The sequence below is a fragment of the Flavobacterium nackdongense genome, assembly GCF_004355225.1.
Taxonomy (GTDB): Bacteria; Bacteroidota; Bacteroidia; order Flavobacteriales; family Flavobacteriaceae; genus Flavobacterium; species Flavobacterium nackdongense.
Genome location: NZ_CP037933.1, coordinates 1,948,944 through 1,966,188 on the forward strand (window position 1 = coordinate 1,948,944; position 17,245 = coordinate 1,966,188).

Annotated in this window: 17 protein-coding genes; 13 read left to right on the plus strand and 4 right to left on the minus strand. The window is 36.6% G+C overall.

Translation table 11 applies throughout. The features are described from left to right. Positions 1–337: 337 nt before the first annotated feature. The gene (locus E1750_RS08315) at positions 338–1,132 is read right to left on the minus strand and encodes a DUF2797 domain-containing protein (RefSeq protein ID WP_133276329.1); all 795 of its coding nucleotides are present in this window, start codon (positions 1,130–1,132) and stop codon (positions 338–340) included. Positions 1,133–1,352: 220 nt separating this feature from the next. On the opposite strand from E1750_RS08315, the gene E1750_RS08320 reads away from it, so the two are divergent. The 10 genes from E1750_RS08320 to E1750_RS08365 all read left to right on the plus strand — a co-directional run bounded on the left by E1750_RS08320 (position 1,353) and on the right by E1750_RS08365 (position 8,768). Then, positions 1,353–2,876, plus strand: a complete 1,524-nt coding sequence (locus E1750_RS08320) for a GH3 auxin-responsive promoter family protein (protein ID WP_133276330.1) — start codon at positions 1,353–1,355, stop codon at positions 2,874–2,876. A 399-nt stretch (positions 2,877–3,275) separates the two neighbouring features. After that, on the plus strand, positions 3,276–3,491 hold the full coding sequence (locus E1750_RS08325; RefSeq protein ID WP_133276331.1) for a hypothetical protein: 216 nt from the start codon (positions 3,276–3,278) through the stop codon (positions 3,489–3,491). A 140-nt stretch (positions 3,492–3,631) separates the two neighbouring features. Next, a complete protein-coding gene (gene cyoE / locus E1750_RS08330; protein WP_133276332.1) occupies positions 3,632–4,534 on the plus strand; it encodes a heme o synthase in 903 nt (300 codons plus the stop codon). Positions 4,535–4,536: 2 nt separating this feature from the next. Continuing rightward, entirely contained in the window at positions 4,537–5,124 is a 588-nt protein-coding gene (locus E1750_RS08335; protein ID WP_133276333.1) for a cytochrome c oxidase subunit 3, read from the plus strand. Positions 5,125–5,166: 42 nt separating this feature from the next. Beyond that, positions 5,167–6,144: a cytochrome c oxidase subunit 3 gene (locus tag E1750_RS08340; RefSeq protein WP_133276334.1), complete on the plus strand. Its 978-nt coding sequence runs from the start codon at positions 5,167–5,169 to the stop codon at positions 6,142–6,144. Between the two features lie 19 nt (positions 6,145–6,163). Beyond that, positions 6,164–6,514 carry a cytochrome C oxidase subunit IV family protein gene (locus tag E1750_RS08345; RefSeq protein WP_133276335.1) on the plus strand — a complete coding sequence of 117 codons (351 nt, stop codon included), beginning with the start codon at positions 6,164–6,166 and terminating at the stop codon, positions 6,512–6,514. Positions 6,515–6,591: 77 nt separating this feature from the next. Next, on the plus strand, positions 6,592–7,233 hold the full coding sequence (locus tag E1750_RS08350; protein WP_133276336.1) for a hypothetical protein: 642 nt from the start codon (positions 6,592–6,594) through the stop codon (positions 7,231–7,233). 11 nt (positions 7,234–7,244) lie between these two features. Then, a complete protein-coding gene (locus E1750_RS08355) occupies positions 7,245–7,931 on the plus strand; it encodes an SCO family protein (RefSeq protein WP_133276337.1) in 687 nt (228 codons plus the stop codon). Positions 7,932–7,933: 2 nt separating this feature from the next. Continuing rightward, positions 7,934–8,476 (plus strand): DUF420 domain-containing protein, encoded by a 543-nt coding sequence (locus tag E1750_RS08360; RefSeq protein ID WP_133276338.1) that lies wholly within the window; start codon positions 7,934–7,936, stop codon positions 8,474–8,476. After that, positions 8,466–8,768 carry a hypothetical protein gene (locus E1750_RS08365; RefSeq protein ID WP_394346302.1) on the plus strand — a complete coding sequence of 101 codons (303 nt, stop codon included), beginning with the start codon at positions 8,466–8,468 and terminating at the stop codon, positions 8,766–8,768. The genes E1750_RS08360 and E1750_RS08365 overlap by 11 nt, the downstream gene beginning before the upstream one ends. 24 nt (positions 8,769–8,792) lie before the next feature. Here E1750_RS08365 and E1750_RS08370 read toward each other — a convergent pair whose 3' ends face one another. The 3 genes from E1750_RS08370 to E1750_RS08380 form a co-directional block, all read right to left on the minus strand. After that, entirely contained in the window at positions 8,793–11,558 is a 2,766-nt protein-coding gene (locus E1750_RS08370; protein ID WP_165698022.1) for a GH116 family glycosyl-hydrolase, read from the minus strand. Positions 11,559–11,562: 4 nt separating this feature from the next. Continuing rightward, the gene (locus E1750_RS08375; protein WP_165698023.1) at positions 11,563–12,135 is read right to left on the minus strand and encodes an RbsD/FucU domain-containing protein; all 573 of its coding nucleotides are present in this window, start codon (positions 12,133–12,135) and stop codon (positions 11,563–11,565) included. 178 nt (positions 12,136–12,313) lie between these two features. Continuing rightward, entirely contained in the window at positions 12,314–13,735 is a 1,422-nt protein-coding gene (locus E1750_RS08380; RefSeq protein WP_394346303.1) for a DUF4403 family protein, read from the minus strand. Positions 13,736–13,903: 168 nt separating this feature from the next. Between E1750_RS08380 and E1750_RS08385 the strand changes: the two genes are divergently transcribed. From E1750_RS08385 to E1750_RS08395, 3 genes are read left to right on the plus strand one after another with little or no spacing between them, the layout of a single operon-like run. Then, the gene (locus E1750_RS08385; RefSeq protein WP_133276341.1) at positions 13,904–14,605 is read left to right on the plus strand and encodes an ABC transporter ATP-binding protein; all 702 of its coding nucleotides are present in this window, start codon (positions 13,904–13,906) and stop codon (positions 14,603–14,605) included. Continuing rightward, positions 14,598–15,842 carry an ABC transporter permease gene (locus E1750_RS08390; RefSeq protein ID WP_133276342.1) on the plus strand — a complete coding sequence of 415 codons (1,245 nt, stop codon included), beginning with the start codon at positions 14,598–14,600 and terminating at the stop codon, positions 15,840–15,842. The genes E1750_RS08385 and E1750_RS08390 overlap by 8 nt, the downstream gene beginning before the upstream one ends. A gap of 2 nt (positions 15,843–15,844) precedes the next feature. After that, complete coding sequence (locus tag E1750_RS08395) at positions 15,845–17,110, plus strand: ABC transporter permease (RefSeq protein WP_133276343.1); 1,266 nt, start codon at positions 15,845–15,847, stop codon at positions 17,108–17,110. Positions 17,111–17,245: the final 135 nt, after the last annotated feature.

A 17,245-nucleotide genomic window follows, 5' to 3' on the forward strand; every position in this document is an offset into this window, starting at 1 on the left:
AACACTAATTTTGAAAATACACTATACTACACTTTGAAAATACACAATTACTTATTTTGAAAATACACTATCTATTAAATTGAGAATACATTAGATGTAGAAAAATCTCTTATGGAACTTGTGTTTTCTAAAAAATTGGTTTTACCGGATTTTGTATAAAAAGTTAAAGCATTAAGAACGCAAAGAAAATTAAGATTTAAAACTTCTTAACGAACCTTAATGTACTGCCTGGTTTGAAAAAAAATTGAATTGAATGGTCAGAATGTCCCCATTAGAATCTTTAGTGGTACTAGTTTGCCCTTTTAGTCCTATGCCATTGGATTGAAAGGGCTTTTTTTTAAACATTAATTTGCACCACAAAGCCTTCAGAACTGCGGACATTAAAAACGGTTCCGTCTTCAAAAATTAAATATTGTCCTTTTATTCCCATCAATTTTCCTTGAAAATTCGGCGTTTTTTCCAAACTCAAACTATTTATTTTTTTAGGATATTCCAAAACAGGAAAGTGCATCTCGTATAAATCGTTTTTCTCATTGTAAAAATACTCCTGAACTTCGGCGGGAATTAAATTCTCCACTTTCAACCTTTCGGCAATTAAATCGACTTGTTCCACATCGTTTTGAAGCATTTTGCGCCAATTGGTTTTATCGGCAAAATGATTTTTCAACGCCACCTCCGTAATTCCCGCCAGATACCGATTCGGAACTTCTACGATAGCAATCGCTTGAGATGCGCCTTGGTCAATCCATCTTGTTGGCATTTGAGTTTTACGAGTCACTCCTACTTTTACTTCGCTGGACAACGCCAAATACACAATATGGGGTTGCAATTGTACTTTTTCTTCATAGACCAAATCCCGGTCTTGAATTCCCAAATGCGCTGTGCTCAATTCGGGTTTCATAATCCAATCGCCAACGGCTGGGCTCGAATAAAAACAATCGTAACAAAACCCTTGTCGGAAAATTTTCTTCTTTTTGCCACAATTCAAACATTGGTATCCCACAAAATTGATTTCAAGTTTTTTGTCAAGCAATTGATTCACATTCAAAAAACTATTGTCAAAAACCAAATAATATTGAATTGGATTTGCAAACTCGGTCTGCATTTTGGTAAGCGTGCCTTCGTAGGTCATTTAATTTCTGATTGTAGATTAACGATTTCTGATTTTAGATTTGAAGTGCGAATTTTAGATTTCATTTTATTGAAAACCACATCTACATCAGAATCTTTATGGTAAATAGAATTGTTTTTTATAAAAAAACACTATTTTTGATACGAATGCAAAGTTAGTATTTGTAAATAGATAATCAAATCTAAAATCTAGAATCAGCACTCTAAAATCATAAATCTCCATGCCTATACCTGTTATCAATTCGCTTGCTTCTTGGGTTCTTAAACAAAGAATTCATCAAATAGAACTTTTTTTGAAGTACCCGAACGAAGTTCAGGAAGAATTGTTGATGAATTTGATTCAATCAGCTCAAAACACGGTAATAGGAAAACAATACGATTATACTTCTATAAATTCCTATACTACTTTTGCTGAAAGAGTGCCCGTTTCTACCTATGAAGAATTACAGCCATTGATTGAAAGAACAAGGAAGGGCGAACAAAATGTTATTTGGGAAACGCCCATCAAATGGTTTGCCAAATCTAGCGGAACCACCAATGCCAAAAGTAAATTCATCCCCGTAAGCCCTGAAGCCTTAGAAGATTGCCACTACAAAGCAGGCAAAGATTTGCTGTGTATGTATTTGAGCAACAACGAAAATTCAGAAATGTTTTTAGGCAAAAGCCTTCGGCTTGGCGGGAGTGCCCAAATTTATGAAGACAATAATACTTTGTTTGGCGATTTATCGGCCATTTTGATTGAAAATATGCCAATGTGGGCTGATTTTAGCAGCACTCCAAACAAAGAAATTTCATTGATGAGCGACTGGGAAACCAAAATTCCAGCGATTATCAACGAAGTCAAAAATGAAAATGTAACGAGTTTTGCAGGAGTTCCTTCCTGGCTATTGGTTTTAATGAATAAATTATTGGAAGAAACCGGCAAAGGGAATTTACTAGAATTGTGGCCCAATCTCGAAGTTTATTTTCACGGCGGAGTAAATTTTGAACCGTATCGCGAACAATATCAAAAGATTTTACCGAAAAAAGATTTCAAATATTACGAAATATACAATGCTTCCGAAGGATTTTTTGCGATCCAAGATTTGAATTATTCCAGCGATTTACTGTTGATGTTAGATTACGGTATTTTCTACGAATTTATTCCAATGGATACTTTTGGAACACCGAATCAGAAAACGGTTCGATTATCGGAGGTGGAACTTTTTAAAAATTATGCCATTATCATCACCACCAATTCCGGTTTATGGCGCTATATGATTGGTGACACGGTGCGTTTTACTTCCTTGAGTCCTTATAAGATTAGAGTAACAGGAAGAACCAAACATCACATCAATGTTTTTGGCGAAGAATTGATGGTCGAAAATACAGATCAAGCCATTGCCAAAGCCTGTCAAATTACTAAAACCGAAATGGTGGATTATACCGTTGCTCCCGTTTTTATGAAAGACAAAGAAAAAGGCGCTCACGAATGGATTATCGAATTCAAGAAAAACCCAGACGATATTGCTCATTTCCAAAAAGTATTGGACGAAACTTTGCAATCTTTAAATTCGGATTACGAGGCGAAACGTTACAACAATATGACATTGAATCCTTTGATAATTAATCTTGCCAGACCTAATTTATTCTATGATTGGCTGAAAGAAAAACACAAACTAGGCGGTCAACACAAGATTCCGAGATTATCGAACGAACGAGATTATTTGGAACAATTGAAAAATATGCAGCTGATTGTGCATTAATTACTAAAAGGAGACTTTTATTTATATCACAATCGTTTAATAATTTTGCTTTTATCTTGTTTATTGTACGGAATCGCAATGATAAGGATTTCCTTTTTATCCTCTTCGATTATAAAATGTACCCCAGAAGGGAAAAATTTAGGATGAGCAATTCGAATATTTTCAAAAATAGGATAATACCCTTTTACCGTCTAAAATTGTTAATCATCTTCGGCGTATGGTGCACTATTTATAGGTTGCATAATTTTATGTCTTATGATGCGTAAAATTGTTTTTCCAAAAAAAAGATAAACAAAAGTTGTGGTTTTATATTTTAAAAAAAATCACCAAAATGAGGAAAGTCGTAAGGATTTGAATTTTATTGCTTTTAAGTTTGGTTCAAAATAATAAAATTGTTTTATGAAAACCATCGAAAAGGAATCTTTAGAAACAATTCCAAGTTTAGATTTGAGTTATGTGATTTTCTTTTGGAAAGAGTATGAGCCGAATTCAGTGCTCATTGCCTATAAAGAGCTAGTAAAAAGAGGATACCCCATCTCCGGGAATTTTTATGATAAAATGGCGGAGTTTCGAAAAAAGCATCCGTTTTCAGCAGCTGAAAATGAGGTATTGTAAAGAAACCCTGATTCAAAAAAAGAGTTAATTAAATTTTTTTGTTTTTGAAATGATATTTATCCTTTTTTATGAATTGTTTTTTGCCTATTCCCTTTTGATAAACTACTTTTGCAAAAGTTTTAAAATAAACCCAACTGACTTTGAGTAGTACATCTAGTTCCATTTCCCTAAAATCTATATATGTCGATTTCAAGGCCATTACTAAAGCCGGTTTGGCGATTAGTGTTGTTTTTTCTTCGATTGCGGGTTTTTTGCTTGGAGTAGCTGATTTTCAAGTTTTGGATTGGGTGGTTTTGCTCAAGCTAGCCATCGGTGGTTATTGTATGGTAGGCGCATCAAATGCGTACAATCAGGTTATCGAAAAAGACCTTGATGCTTTGATGGACAGGACCAAAAATCGCCCCGTTGCTTCAGGAAGAATGGCGCCCAAAGTGGCTGTAGTTGTGGCCAGTATTCTGACGATTATTGGAATTGCATTATTATACACCATCAACCCTAAAACGGCGATGTTTGGTGCGATTTCGATATTTTTTTATACAAGCATTTACACCCCACTAAAAACAGTGACTCCTTTGTCGGTTTTTGTTGGTGCGATTCCGGGAGCCATTCCGTTTATGTTGGGCTGGGTAGCTGCGACGGGTAATTTTGGCATCGAAGCGGGGACTTTATTTTTGATTCAGTTCTTCTGGCAGTTTCCGCACTTTTGGGCGATAGGTTGGTTTTTGTATGAGGATTATAAAAAAGCAGGTTTCTTTATGTTGCCAACGGGAAACAAAGATAAAGGAACGGCTTTGCAAATTATACTGTATACTGTCTGGCTGATAATCGCTTCACTTTTGCCTTCATTGGGTTATACGGGGCAATTATTTATTTCGCCAGTTGCGGCAGTTTTGGTGTTTTTGCTCGGACTTTGGATGCTGTATTATGCCGTGAAATTGTATCAGTCCAGAACGGCTAAATCGGCTAGAACACTAATGTTAGTAAGTGTTTCTTATATTACACTATTGCAATTTATTTATATATTTGACAAATTTTTAAGATAGTTATGACAACGATAATGACCGCTGAAGAGCATAAATTGAGAACCGCAAGATCCTATAAATTGCTGTTGTTGTTCGCCATGATCAGTATGATTATGATGTTTGCTGGACTAACAAGTGCGTTTGTGGTAAGTAAATCCAGAGCCGATTGGTTGAAAGATTTTCAATTACCCACCGCATTTTATTTTAGTACAGCAGTGATAATCGGATGTAGTGTAACTTTTCATTTGGCCAAAAAAGCCATTCAAAAGGACCTGCAAAAAACCACAACCTCTTGGCTATTGGCAACTTTAGCGTTGGGAATTCTATTTGTGGTGTTGCAATTTGTAGGTTTTGGTCAAATTGTAGCAAGTGGCTATTATTTTACTGGAGCCGAAAGTTCGATTACGACTACCTTTTTGTATATCGTTACGGTGGTGCATTTATTGCATCTTGCCGGCGGATTGCTCGCGCTTTTGATTATTATTTTTAAACAATTGAAAGGCAGGTATAATGCATCTCAAACACTTGGTATCGAGCTCGGTGCGATGTATTGGCATTTTCTGGATTTATTGTGGATTTATTTATTTTTATTTTTATTTTTCTTTGATTAAGAAAAAATTGTAGATTTGAAAACTTTTAACTAAAATTTTTTTATGAGTACAGTAACAACTGCAAATAGTGGAGAAAAAGTTTGGGGAGGTGGAGACAACCAACCAATGGGAGCTAGCTATGGCAAATTGATGATGTGGTTTTTTATCCTATCGGATGCGTTGACATTTTCGGGATTTCTTGCCGCTTATGGTTTTTCAAGATTTAAATTTATTGAAACTTGGCCTTTAGCCGATGAGGTGTTTACGCACTTTCCGTTTATGCACGGCAATCCTCAACCGATGCTTTATGTAGCATTTATGACCTTTGTTCTGATCTTTTCATCAGTTACTATGGTGCTAGCTGTTGATGCGGGCCATCAAATGAAAAAGGATAAAGTAGTCATTTATCTGTTTTTAACTATTATTGGAGGTTTAATATTCGTTGGTTCACAAGCTTGGGAATGGAAAAACTTCATCAAAGGGGAATATGGTGCTGTTGAAACCAAAGGAGGAAGTTTACTTCAATTTGTAGATGCAGAAGGACATCGAGTGGCACTCGCAGATTTCGCTGTAACCCTGCCGGAAGAAAGAGAACAATTGACTAGAGATAAAGGGAGATGGTTTATGAGCGAACCTAGTTTGCCAGCCTACTCTGTTGCAGAAGTGCAGGCGGGTTTCAAGGCAAATCCTACTATTTTGATAAGAACGGAGCATATTGATGCTAATAAGAAAAAAACGATTCTAACTAGAGCGGAATCAGAACTGCGTTTGAAAGACGCTAGTTTGGTAGTAGAAGGCGCAAATCTGACTAGAAATGAATATGGCAGCAAATTATTTGCTGATTTCTTCTTCTTTATTACAGGTTTTCACGGATTCCACGTGTTTTCTGGGGTAGTTATTAATATCATCATTTTCTTTAATGTGTTACTTGGAACCTATGAGAAAAGAAAAAGTTATGAGATGGTAGAGAAAGTCGGATTGTATTGGCACTTCGTCGATTTAGTTTGGGTATTTGTATTCACCGTTTTCTATCTAGTTTAATTTACAAAAAGAAATTATTATGTCACACGAACACGTTTCTAACACAAAAAGAATTTGGACGGTATTTGGAATATTGTCAATAGTAACCATCGTAGAGGTGTTTTTAGGGATTGTAAAGCCACCAATTATTCATAACAACAGTTTTTTAGGACTAAACTTGCTAAACTGGATATTCATTATTTTAACTGGGCTAAAAGCCTACTATATTGTTTACGCATTTATGCACATGGAAGGCGAAAGAACCTCTTTGCAATATGCGGTTATTTTTCCTCTAATATTTTTAGTGGTGTATTTGCTTTTCATTTTATTGACTGAAGGGCATTATGTTTTTGAGGTTTTTAAGAATTCGACCATCAAGTGGAATTTTTAACAAAATATTAATTCGATAAAAAGGGTGCGCTTTGCGTGCCTTTTTTTATTTTTACACTTTATTTACTTGGCACAATTATGAAAAAAAATATTGTACTCTTTGTCCTTTTTGTCTTACCCATTGTTGCCTATCTTTTTTTTGCTTCAGGAGTCAATAGTTTTACAAAATTACCTGTCATCACGCCCAAAGTTGCTGATTTTGGCAATTGGAAATCACTGAAAAATGAAAAAGTAAGTCTAAATAGTAAAATAACTATTCTTGGTTTTTCAGGAACCAATCTCTTGAGGAATAGAGGGAATTATTTCAATCTCAATGCCAAAATTTACCAACGGTACCACAGTTTCAAAGATTTGCAATTTGTTGTGGTTTGTCCATTGGGCACAGAAGCTGATGCTCAAAAAATTGTCGACGCTTTAGGCGCTACCACCGATGTGAGTCAATGGCATTTTGTATTTACGACTACAGAAGAGATACAATCCTTTTACAAGCAACTGAAATTAGTTGGAAAACTAGATCAGGATTTTGGCACGCCAAATGTTTATATCGTTGATAAAGAAAGAAACCTTCGCGGAAGAAAAGAGAAAAAAGGGTACAAAGAAGGGTACAACACTTTTCATCCATCGGAACTGAGTAACGAAATGTTAGATGATTTCAAGGTGATTTTGTATGAATATCGCGCAGCCCTCAAGAAAAACCACAACGCATCAAAAAAACTGTAATACGTATCCTCATGTTTAAAAACAAATCCTATATCGGAATTTCTTTTATTATCTTGGTTTTTGGAATTTATGCAGTTCCTAAAATTGTAGATCGTTTTCAAAATGGTGAAGTGGTAAAAGGCGATCGATTAGACAAAGTCTCGAATGCAACGACAAATACCGGCCGTTTGGAAAAAATTGGTCCGGCGCCTAAATTTGAATTAGTCAATCAGGATAACCTAAAGATTACAAATGAAACATACAAAGGGAAAGTCGTTGTACTAGAGTTTTTCTTTGCCACTTGCCCCACAATTTGTCCCAAGATGAATCAAAGTATGTTGCAATTAGAGCAGACCTTCTTTGGTAATCCTAATTTTGGAATTGTTTCTATAACCATCGATCCGGAGCACGATACTGCAGCCGTTTTGAAGGAACATCGAGAATTATTAGGAGTAAAATCATCGAACTGGAACTTCCTGACGGGCGAAAAGAAAGCTATTTTTGACTTGGCGAATAAAGGATTTAATCTGTACGCTGGCGAAAACAAAAATGTAAAAGGGGGTTTTGAACACTCGGGCTTGTTTGCACTAATCGACAAAAACGGGAATATTCGGTGCCGAAAAGACGATTTTGGGAATCCAATTTTATATTATGACGGTTTAGACAAAAAAGGAGTTAGAGACATTCAGCAGGATATAGCAATTTTATTAAAAGAATAATTATGGAAGATAAATCAATCGAAAAAAGATTCAACACGTTTATTATCGTCGTTTCTATTTTAATTCCGGTAGTGGTTGCGATTTTATTTGGCGTTAAATTAAAAGAATTTGGATATAATGTAGAGCCACTTTCGTTTTTGCCGCCTATTTATGCAACGATAAATGGAGTAACCGCTGTTGTTTTGGTCGCTGCAGTTTTGTCTATTAAAGACGGAAGAGTTGCCTTGCATAAAAAACTGATGACGATTGCTATTTCGTTATCAATCGTTTTTTTAGTGATGTATGTGGCCTACCATATGACTTCTGAGTCTACCAAATTTGGAGGCGAAGGTATCATCAGACCGATTTATTATTTCATTTTGGTGTCGCATATTCTCTTGTCTGTTGCGGTTATACCTTTGGTTTTAATATCCTATGTTCGTGCTTTGGCCGAAAAATTTGACACTCATAAAAAAATTGCCAAGATCACTTTTCCTATTTGGCTGTATGTTGCTGTAACCGGAGTTGTAGTTTATTTAATGATTTCACCGTATTATGTCAACTAAAGTTAGAAGTCAGAAGTCAGAAGTTAGAAGTGAAAATGGAATAATTCAATATTTAAAATCCCAAATTCCGAATTTCATAATAAAGTCTTTTCTATTTGGAATTTGTTTTTTGTATTTTGGAATTTCATCCTTCGCTCAATGTGCTATGTGCCGAGCTGCTCTAGCAGGCGAAAGTAATAAAGTAAAAGCCGAAGCGGTCAATGATGGTATCGTGTACCTTATGGTGATTCCCTATTTGTTGGTTGGCGGCATTGGATATTATATTTATCGAATGCGAAAAAAGAAACTGTGATTTATCGCTCAATACTGACCGATATTAGAGCCCTATCGTCACTTTAATTTCCTCATTTTCTTTTATTTCGATAGGTTCAAAAGCAACAATGATTTTGTTTTCACTATTTTTAAAAGAAGTTTTTAGAGGTTTGTCGTTAAAGCTCATTTTGAGAGAATTAGGGGTTTTTCCTATTACTAACCCAACTTCTATTTGTTGAATTTTTAATTTTCCGTAAGCTAGTTTTAAGCTATTAGTTTGAGAAGTGGCTGTTCTGGTTTGTTGTAAACTTCCCCAACCTTCTGCTGCAGTAAAAGCGGCTTTGAAATTCTCAGGATTCACTTTTGGAGTAAAGCCTAATTGCCCTTTTGGTCCGTTGTAGGTAAAGCCACAAGCGGCAATAAAAGCACCATAACTTGCCATCGCTCTCGAGTAATGGTCGCTACATTCTATTTCGTTATAAGGATTTCTTTTGGTGGCACCATAGCGCTCGTGTACCGCTTTCACCAGTGATAATCCATAATCCAATTTGTCTTCCCAGATATAATGGCTTGCCAACTGATGTTCGAAACCAGTCATAACTTCATTAAAGTAGCCAAACTGCCAATGTTTTTCCCAGTCATCTCTTTTTCCTCCCAATGGCCAAGTACACATAACCAAACCAGCATCTCCCGCCAAGGCATAAGGTCGTCCGTTATGTTTGGGCGAAATACTATCACGTAATGCTCCCATATCGGGGACAAAATTATATTTCCACAATGATTCTAAGGATTTGTTAATCATTTCTTTATTGTACAAACGACCTAATCCTAGTTGATGTGCCCAACTTTGTCCAAATACCTGATCGATATAACAGCCAGAACCAATTCCAATTGCTTTTTTGTGTTTTGGGTCTTCATTTTGAATGAAAAATTCGCCATTAAACAATTTTTCGATGTTTATTTTTCCAGCTTCGAGTATGGTTGCGTATTCTTTTTCGGCTTTTGTATCTTTAATTGCGATTGCCATTTCTACCGAAGCCGCTAATGCCGCCAAGTATAAAGAAGTAATTACAGGTACATTGCCATACCATTCGGCATCTAAGGTGTTGTGTTGTTCGCCAAAAATTGTTCCATTGGCAACGCCACCTTCTTCGGCATCTAAATTGATTAAATATTGCAAAGACAGTTTGATATTGTCCCAATTTTTTTCTAAAAAAGCAGCGTTATTTTCAGAAATCAAATAATCCCTATAAGCTCTTAGAACAATTCCCGCTTGACCATCGGCGGCATATTTATTGGCCAACGATCCTCTAAAATCAATGCCTCCAGAGGTAGTGTCGATTACGGCAAAATCGGTTCGTTCTCGTAAATTCTTTTCTAATTCAGGAAAAATTCGACCTAAAGCTTGTGCATAATGCCAAACGTGTGTGCAAGTTCCAGAACAACATCCAATGCCTTCCCAACCCCAAAAACGACCGTCTTCTAGCAAGAAACTCGTTTCGGTGGCAAGGATGGAAGTGTTTAAAAAAGTTCGGTTTAAGAACCAATGTGGCAAAGTAGCATCGTCATAAAAACAGTTTTTCCAAGCGACGGTTTTTTGGTATAAATAGTCGTAGTTTTTGGCAATCGCTGTTGTTACGGCTGCCGCATTGGCAAAACGTTTGCCATACAATCTGCCTTTATTTTCTCCTTTTGAATTTTTATTTTGAGGGAGAACAAGGTTCGGAAAATACCAACTAACAATATAGGTAATTACTTTTGATTTACCAGGTTTCAACTTCACGGTTTTACTTAACACACCAACTAGTTGCTCTCCGTGAACAGCTTCGGCAGTGTTTTGCTCATTTTCTGGAAAAAGTACTGTGCTGTTGATTTTAATTCCAGCTTCGGCTTTGCTTTTTTTGCCCGAATTGTAGAGCGTTAAAGCCATATTGCCAAAATCGCTTTGTTTTTTTAGTACTTCGGAATTGGTATTGGCGCTACAAAATAAAGTAGTGTTTCCAGCTACTTTTTCGATAGTATTGACCAACTTTAAATCTTTGTTGTTTTCTGAATTATTCAGGACCGCATTTTCTAACCAGCCCGAAAGTTCGACAGTGGCCTTTTTGTCGCTAGTATTCGTTACTGTAAAACGCATAATGGTGGCGGGATAACTGGACTCGTCTATGTTTAGTGGAACAAATGGGGAGAAAGATTGCAAGTCGATGTTAACAGGCAATTTGGCATCGCGATAACTGATTTCTGCCATTGGATATTGCCCTTTGAAGCTGATATCTTCAAAACCTTTGAAGTCCAAATTTTTATTCCAAACGGTATCATTTTGTAGTATTCTGATGCCAAATCCTTGTTCAAACGGATATTCGGGAGCCACTTGAAAAATATAATTGGCACCATCTCTCGGTTTTATTTCTTTTTTGCCTTGCCAATTTTTATAGGTTTTATCAACTATTCCTTCTTTAGTTTCATTAAAAATGTCCCAAAGCCATAACTTACCATCACCACCTAGATACACTGTTCCGGTGCAAATGCCGCCAATAGGCATTCCAATATAAGCTAATTCTTTTCCTTTATAAACTTCTGCAATACCTCTTTCGTACAGACTTTTGTGCCATTCTGGCGACAAGCCTTTATCGATTGGAATAGTATAATCTGATTTTGAATTTGACATTCCAAAAGCGGGAAAACCAATTAGGACACCGCCAGTGGCTAATCCCATTGCTTTCAAAAAGTCTCTTCTTTGAATGCCGTTTTCTGTTGAAGTATCTTCAACTTCTTTTGGAGAACAACAACCAGAATTGGGATCGCAAGTATTTTTATTTGAATCGCTCATCGTTTTATTTTTTGGCATTTAGGTTGGTTCGTAGATTTTGTTCTGCTTCGGCATTCCAATAGCCGCATTCCAATCGAAAAAATACAGAAGTATACGGAATTGCTAATTTTGTTTTGATGATTAAAACGTCGAATAGTTCCGCAGATTTATCGAGTTCGCCAATGATTTCCTCGTGCAATTTGGTGCTGAGGTTTTTTGAATTCAAAATTTTATGGAGGTCGGTTCTGTACTGGTCAATTCCTTTTGCGTCTTTTTCGGGCACAAAAGCCATTTCCTTATCTACAAAAATATTGGCTTGAACGTGTGCGGTTTTTTCAATTGATTCATGCACAAATTTCACTACTTCCAATTGATCGGCATTGACAGTAATGGTTTTTATGGCAGGATTACTTTGTTTGGGATAAGCACCATCGGCAACCACAATCCAATTTCTATGACCAAATAATTGTATGGTGTTTTCCACTTCGGTTTTCCAATTTTCAGAATTTGAAGGAAGAACTTCTTCTAGTTTTGGAATTGTTTTTGTACAAGAAAACAGCAGCAATACGGAGACGAATAGGAATGTTTTTTGAATCACGGTTTTGGTTTTTGGATAGTTTACAATAAAGGTAAAAATACAATCAAATTATTTTAATTTTTAATTCAATTTTATCCGTATTTGATTGTGAATTATCTTTTCAAACTAAATAGTAGAATAAACAAAAGCACTAGTAATTGCAATTTCAATCGGAAATCTAAAGTCTGCAACCTGAACGCTATTTCAACCCATCTACGGAAACATTTACCGTTCCATTCACTTTTATAAACGCAATAATAGCTTTGTTGGTCAATTGGATTTTCTGAAATTGTACATTATCTACTTTTCCGTTAACGAATACCCCGGGCATTGGAGAATAATTTTTTAGATAAGTCATAATATTTTGTTTGCCTTCTTCCAAATTAGGAACAATAGAATAGCGGCAACTTTCCTGAATTTTTCTCAATACCAAGCCCTGCGCTAGCCAATTGGCAGTTCGCATTAATTTATTTTTGGTGTCTAAGGCGTAATCCAATTGGTCAAAAAATACTTCTTTGGTTTGTTCGTTGTACTGCGGAAAACCAGTTAAATAGATAGTTCCGTTTACCGTTCCCAAAACCTCTAAAGCAATCACCATTTTGTTGTCTTTGTGCCAAATAGCTACTTTTTGAACGGTTACTTTCTTACTGCCAGAGCCAAATTCCTGTCCAACAAAATTCTTAGTCATAATTTTTGATGCTTCTGCAAAAGTCGAAACCGCCGCAATATTGGCACTGATTTGGTTCGGAATTTTGGCAACAGCTTTCAAACTAATTTTGGTTGCATCAAATTTTGATTCAGGTTTATTTCCGATCAAGGTGGTCATCGTGCATTTCATTCCCATTTCCATCAAAAAACTGTCATTTTTGAGTACCGCATTGGTCGAATATATTTCAATAGGACTAATGCGTAGCCAACTTTCGTAGGCTTCGCTCATTTGAAAAGGGGTACAGATTTTTTCTAAAGCAGCCAAAACATTGGGTTTGAAATCCATCGATTTTTCAATCGATTCATCGATTTTCTTTTCGATTTTTGATTTAAAAAGTTTTACAGCAGGATTGATGAGGTAGGTGACCGGCATATTTTTACCAAAAACTGTCATCGTGGGACTTTCGTTCCAATTCAGGGACTGCAAGCTGGTTTTGGTGCTAAGTTTCCAATTGTTTAAATCCACCTCGCTCATTAATGTTACCACGCCGTTGAGATTGAATTCTTTGGTATTGTACAATTCGACACCTAATGTTTTGGTGCCAATTCTGTATTTTATCTGCGCTTTTAATGGGAGAACGGTTTTTATTTTTCCACCCGTCCCGACGCTTCCGGATTCCTTATCATTTTCGATGGTAATTGGAGCCAATTTCCAAATTCTCATCTCGATATTATCGTCTTCGATGTTGGTGTCTTCGTAAATCAAACCTGTTAAAAGCGTGTTGGTTTGATTTTCGATATCTTTAAGTTTTACACTAATCGGTAAATTAATAAAAGAAGCTGCGGTTTCGTAAACTAATGGGCTGGCATCATCGGGTTCTGGTTTCAAAGCCTGAATTTTATTGGATGTAGAACAACTTGCAAGGATGAAAATAACGAGGAAAACGGCTAGAACAGAAAGGAATCTCAACATTTTATTTGGATTTAAAGAAACAAAATTAAGAAAATGAATATATTTTTCAGCTTGTCTTGTAACATATTTGAATAAATTATGTCTTATACCAAAATAGAATTAAACCTTTAACGTTTTCTTGTTAAAATTTTTCTATTGAATATTTAAATTTGTTTAAAAGTAGCTACAATGATTGAAATTAAAGATGTACACAAGTCGTATACGATAGGAAGTTCTGAATTGCACGTGCTAAAAGGAATCAATTTCAATATCAAAGAGGGTGAACTCGTTGCCATTATGGGGTCGTCAGGTTCGGGTAAATCTACCTTGCTGAATATTCTAGGTATTCTAGACGAGGCAGACTCAGGTCAGTATACTTTAGACGGAGTACCTATCAAAAAACTAAATGAAACCATCGCATCGCGATATCGAAATCAATTTTTGGGTTTTGTTTTTCAATCATTCAATTTAATCAATTACAAAACGGCCTTAGACAATGTTGCTTTGCCTCTGTATTATCAGGGATTAAAACGAAAGGAACGCAACGAAATTGCACTGCGGTATCTTGAAAAGGTCGGTTTGGCCTCGCATTCCCATCATTTGCCCAATGAATTGTCGGGAGGGCAAAAACAAAGGGTAGCTATTGCAAGAGCGTTGGCATCGAATCCCAAAGTATTACTCGCCGATGAACCTACAGGGGCTTTGGATACTTTGACTTCTTACGAGGTAATGGAACTCATTCAAGGTATCAATGATGAGGGAAAAACCATTTTGATTGTCACCCACGAACCCGATATTGCCGCTATGTGCAAAAGAAATGTGGTCCTGAAAGACGGACTCATCATCGATGATAAAATGGTAGAACAAGTTAGAGCATCTTCTTATGTTTGATATTGAACGTTGGCAGGAAATATTCGAGGCGATTGCCAAGAACAAGTTGAGGACTTTCCTCACCGGACTTTCTGTGGCTTCGGGTATTTTTATTTTGGTGATTCTGCTTGGGGTTGGAAAAGGCTTGCAAAATGGAATCGAAAAACAGTTCGAACGCGATGCAGCTGGAATTATAGAGGTATGGTCTGGGACTACCACCAAAGCCTTTAAAGGTATGAATCCGGGAAGGCAAATTCAATTTAGAAATAGTGATTATGATATTACCGTTCAGAAATATGGTGATTTATTTGACAAAAATGGGGCAACCTATAATGCTTGGGGCGCCACTGTTGTATACGGAAAAGAATCAGGTAATTATCAGTATCGAGGGGTAAATCCAGACTATTTGGCCATCGAAAATGCTACTGTAATTCAGGGGCGATTCATCAATACCAATGATTTGATTCACAATGAAAAAGTAGCAGTTATAGGTCAAAAATTGAATTTAGACCTTTTTAAAGGAAAAAATCCTATTGGCGAAAAAATTTCAGTGAATAATATCAATTTTAAAGTAGTTGGTGTTTTTACGGACCCCGGAGGCGAAAGAGAAGAAGGCAGAGTGTTTTTGCCATTGTCAACCACTCAGCAGGTATACGGTATCGGTGACAAAGTGAGTGTATTGTTTTACACTTTACAAAAAAAGGAAAGTTATGAAGAAGCCGTTGCCGAAGCGACCAAATTTACTACCGATTTAGGTCTGTTGCTAAAAGGGAAAAATTCGATCGCGCCAGATGATGAAAGTGCCATCGGGATCAATAATTCTATTGTTGAGGCGAAGAAGTTTTATGATTTGAATTTGTATATCCGATTGTTTTTTTGGTGGGTAGGAATTTGTACCATCATTGCTGGTGTCGTGGGCGTTAGTAATATTATGATGATTATTGTAAAAGAAAGAACCAAAGAAATTGGAATTCGTAAAGCATTAGGAGCGTCGCCAGTCTCGATCATCGGGATGATTTTGCACGAATCAATTTTTATTACCATCATTTCTGGGTTTATCGGACTATTAACAGGTTTGACTTTGTTAGAAATTATAGGGCCTCAAGCTGAAAGTGAATATTTTAGGAATCCACAAGTCGATTTTGCTGTGGCAATATCAACCTTAATTGTTTTAGTGATTGCCGGAGCTTTGGCTGGATTTATTCCGGCGTATCGTGCCGCAAAAATTAAACCCATTGTAGCACTTAGAGACGAATAATTATGTTTGATAGAGAAAAATGGAATGAAATTTTAGAGGCACTTACAGCCAATACCTTCCGAACGCTAATGACAGCTTTTGGAGTGTTTTGGGGTATATTTATTTTGGTTATTTTATTAGCCGCTTCGAATGGATTGGAAAATGGTGTCAAAAAAGGATTTGATGGTATTGCCACAAATACAATGTTTATGTGGACCCAAGGAACATCGAAAGCCTACAAAGGCTTGCCTAAAACAAGACAGTTTGATTTTAAAAATAATGATGTTGAGGCATTAAAGCAAAAATTTCCAGACCTTTTATATGTTTCGCCGCGCAATCAATTGGGCGATTTTAATGGGGTAAGCAATGTTATAAGAGGAACAAAAACGGGTGCGTACACTATTTATGGAGATTATCCGGAGTTGATCAAACAAGAGCAAATGGAAATCGTCAAAGGGCGTTTTGTCAATCAACAAGATATCGTATCTCGACGCAAAGTGGCTATAATTGGCAAAGGCGTTATTGCTGAATTGTATAAGAATGAGGAAGAGGTAATTGGGACCTACATCAAGATAAATGGGATAAATTTTATGGTAGTGGGTGTTTATAAATCCAAAGGGAATAACGGTGGAAATGGAGAGCAAGCCCAGAAAAACGTTTTTATTCCGTTTACCACTTTTCAGCAAGCATTCAATTTTGGAGATACAGTGGGTTGGATGGCGCTAACTGCCAAAGACGAGGCCTCTATCACCGAATTGAAGCCGGGAATATTGGCATTCATGCGAGAGCGACACACCATTCATCCCGAGGATGAGAGAGCGGTAGGAAATTTTGATTTGTTTCAAGAGTTTCAAAAAGTGCAGGATTTGTTTATGGTTCTTAAGTTCATTGCCTATTTCGTAGGAACATTAGTGTTGCTGTCCGGAATTATCGGAATTTCGAACATTATGCTAATTGTGGTCAAAGAACGGACTAATGAAATCGGTATCCGACGAGCCTTAGGGGCAACTCCGGGCGCAATTCGATCACAAATTCTACTGGAAGCCATCTTTCTAACCATCATTGCGGGTATGTTTGGAATAGCCGTCGCTACCGGACTATTAGCAATTCTGAATATGATATTAGCAACTATGCCCTCTGAGGGGATGATGTTTATAAATCCAAGTGTTGATTTAGTAGTTGTTTTTATTGCCTTACTCATTTTGATAGGCTCTGGTTTATTGGCTGGATTCATTCCGGCACAAACCGCCATAAATGTCAAGCCAGTCGACGCCTTGAGAGCAGAATAGGTTGCCCCTAACTCCCCAAAGGGGGAATTGTTGGAGTATAAAATAAGAATTGTAAACAAGAAACAAATTATAAAATAAAAACAAATATCTAATCTGTCTTGACTCCCTCCCTTTTCGGGAGGGTTGGCTAGGGGC

Excerpts from the sequence above, each read along its gene's own strand:
- E1750_RS08325 (WP_133276331.1), top strand. The coding sequence starts at position 3,276 with ATGAAAACCATCGAAAAGGAATCTTTAGAAACAATTCCAAGTTTAGAT.
- E1750_RS08385 (WP_133276341.1), top strand. The coding sequence starts at position 13,904 with ATGATTGAAATTAAAGATGTACACAAGTCGTATACGATAGGAAGTTCT.
- E1750_RS08390 (WP_133276342.1), top strand. The coding sequence starts at position 14,598 with ATGTTTGATATTGAACGTTGGCAGGAAATATTCGAGGCGATTGCCAAG.
- E1750_RS08360 (WP_133276338.1), top strand. The coding sequence starts at position 7,934 with ATGGAAGATAAATCAATCGAAAAAAGATTCAACACGTTTATTATCGTC.
- E1750_RS08370 (WP_165698022.1), bottom strand. The coding sequence starts at position 11,558 with ATGAGCGATTCAAATAAAAATACTTGCGATCCCAATTCTGGTTGTTGT.
- E1750_RS08395 (WP_133276343.1), top strand. The coding sequence starts at position 15,845 with ATGTTTGATAGAGAAAAATGGAATGAAATTTTAGAGGCACTTACAGCC.
- E1750_RS08355 (WP_133276337.1), top strand. The coding sequence starts at position 7,245 with ATGTTTAAAAACAAATCCTATATCGGAATTTCTTTTATTATCTTGGTT.
- E1750_RS08365 (WP_394346302.1), top strand. The coding sequence starts at position 8,466 with ATGTCAACTAAAGTTAGAAGTCAGAAGTCAGAAGTTAGAAGTGAAAAT.
- E1750_RS08340 (WP_133276334.1), top strand. The coding sequence starts at position 5,167 with ATGAGTACAGTAACAACTGCAAATAGTGGAGAAAAAGTTTGGGGAGGT.
- E1750_RS08315 (WP_133276329.1), bottom strand. The coding sequence starts at position 1,132 with ATGACCTACGAAGGCACGCTTACCAAAATGCAGACCGAGTTTGCAAAT.
- E1750_RS08345 (WP_133276335.1), top strand. The coding sequence starts at position 6,164 with ATGTCACACGAACACGTTTCTAACACAAAAAGAATTTGGACGGTATTT.
- E1750_RS08380 (WP_394346303.1), bottom strand. The coding sequence starts at position 13,735 with ATGTTGAGATTCCTTTCTGTTCTAGCCGTTTTCCTCGTTATTTTCATC.
- E1750_RS08320 (WP_133276330.1), top strand. The coding sequence starts at position 1,353 with ATGCCTATACCTGTTATCAATTCGCTTGCTTCTTGGGTTCTTAAACAA.
- E1750_RS08350 (WP_133276336.1), top strand. The coding sequence starts at position 6,592 with ATGAAAAAAAATATTGTACTCTTTGTCCTTTTTGTCTTACCCATTGTT.
- E1750_RS08335 (WP_133276333.1), top strand. The coding sequence starts at position 4,537 with ATGACAACGATAATGACCGCTGAAGAGCATAAATTGAGAACCGCAAGA.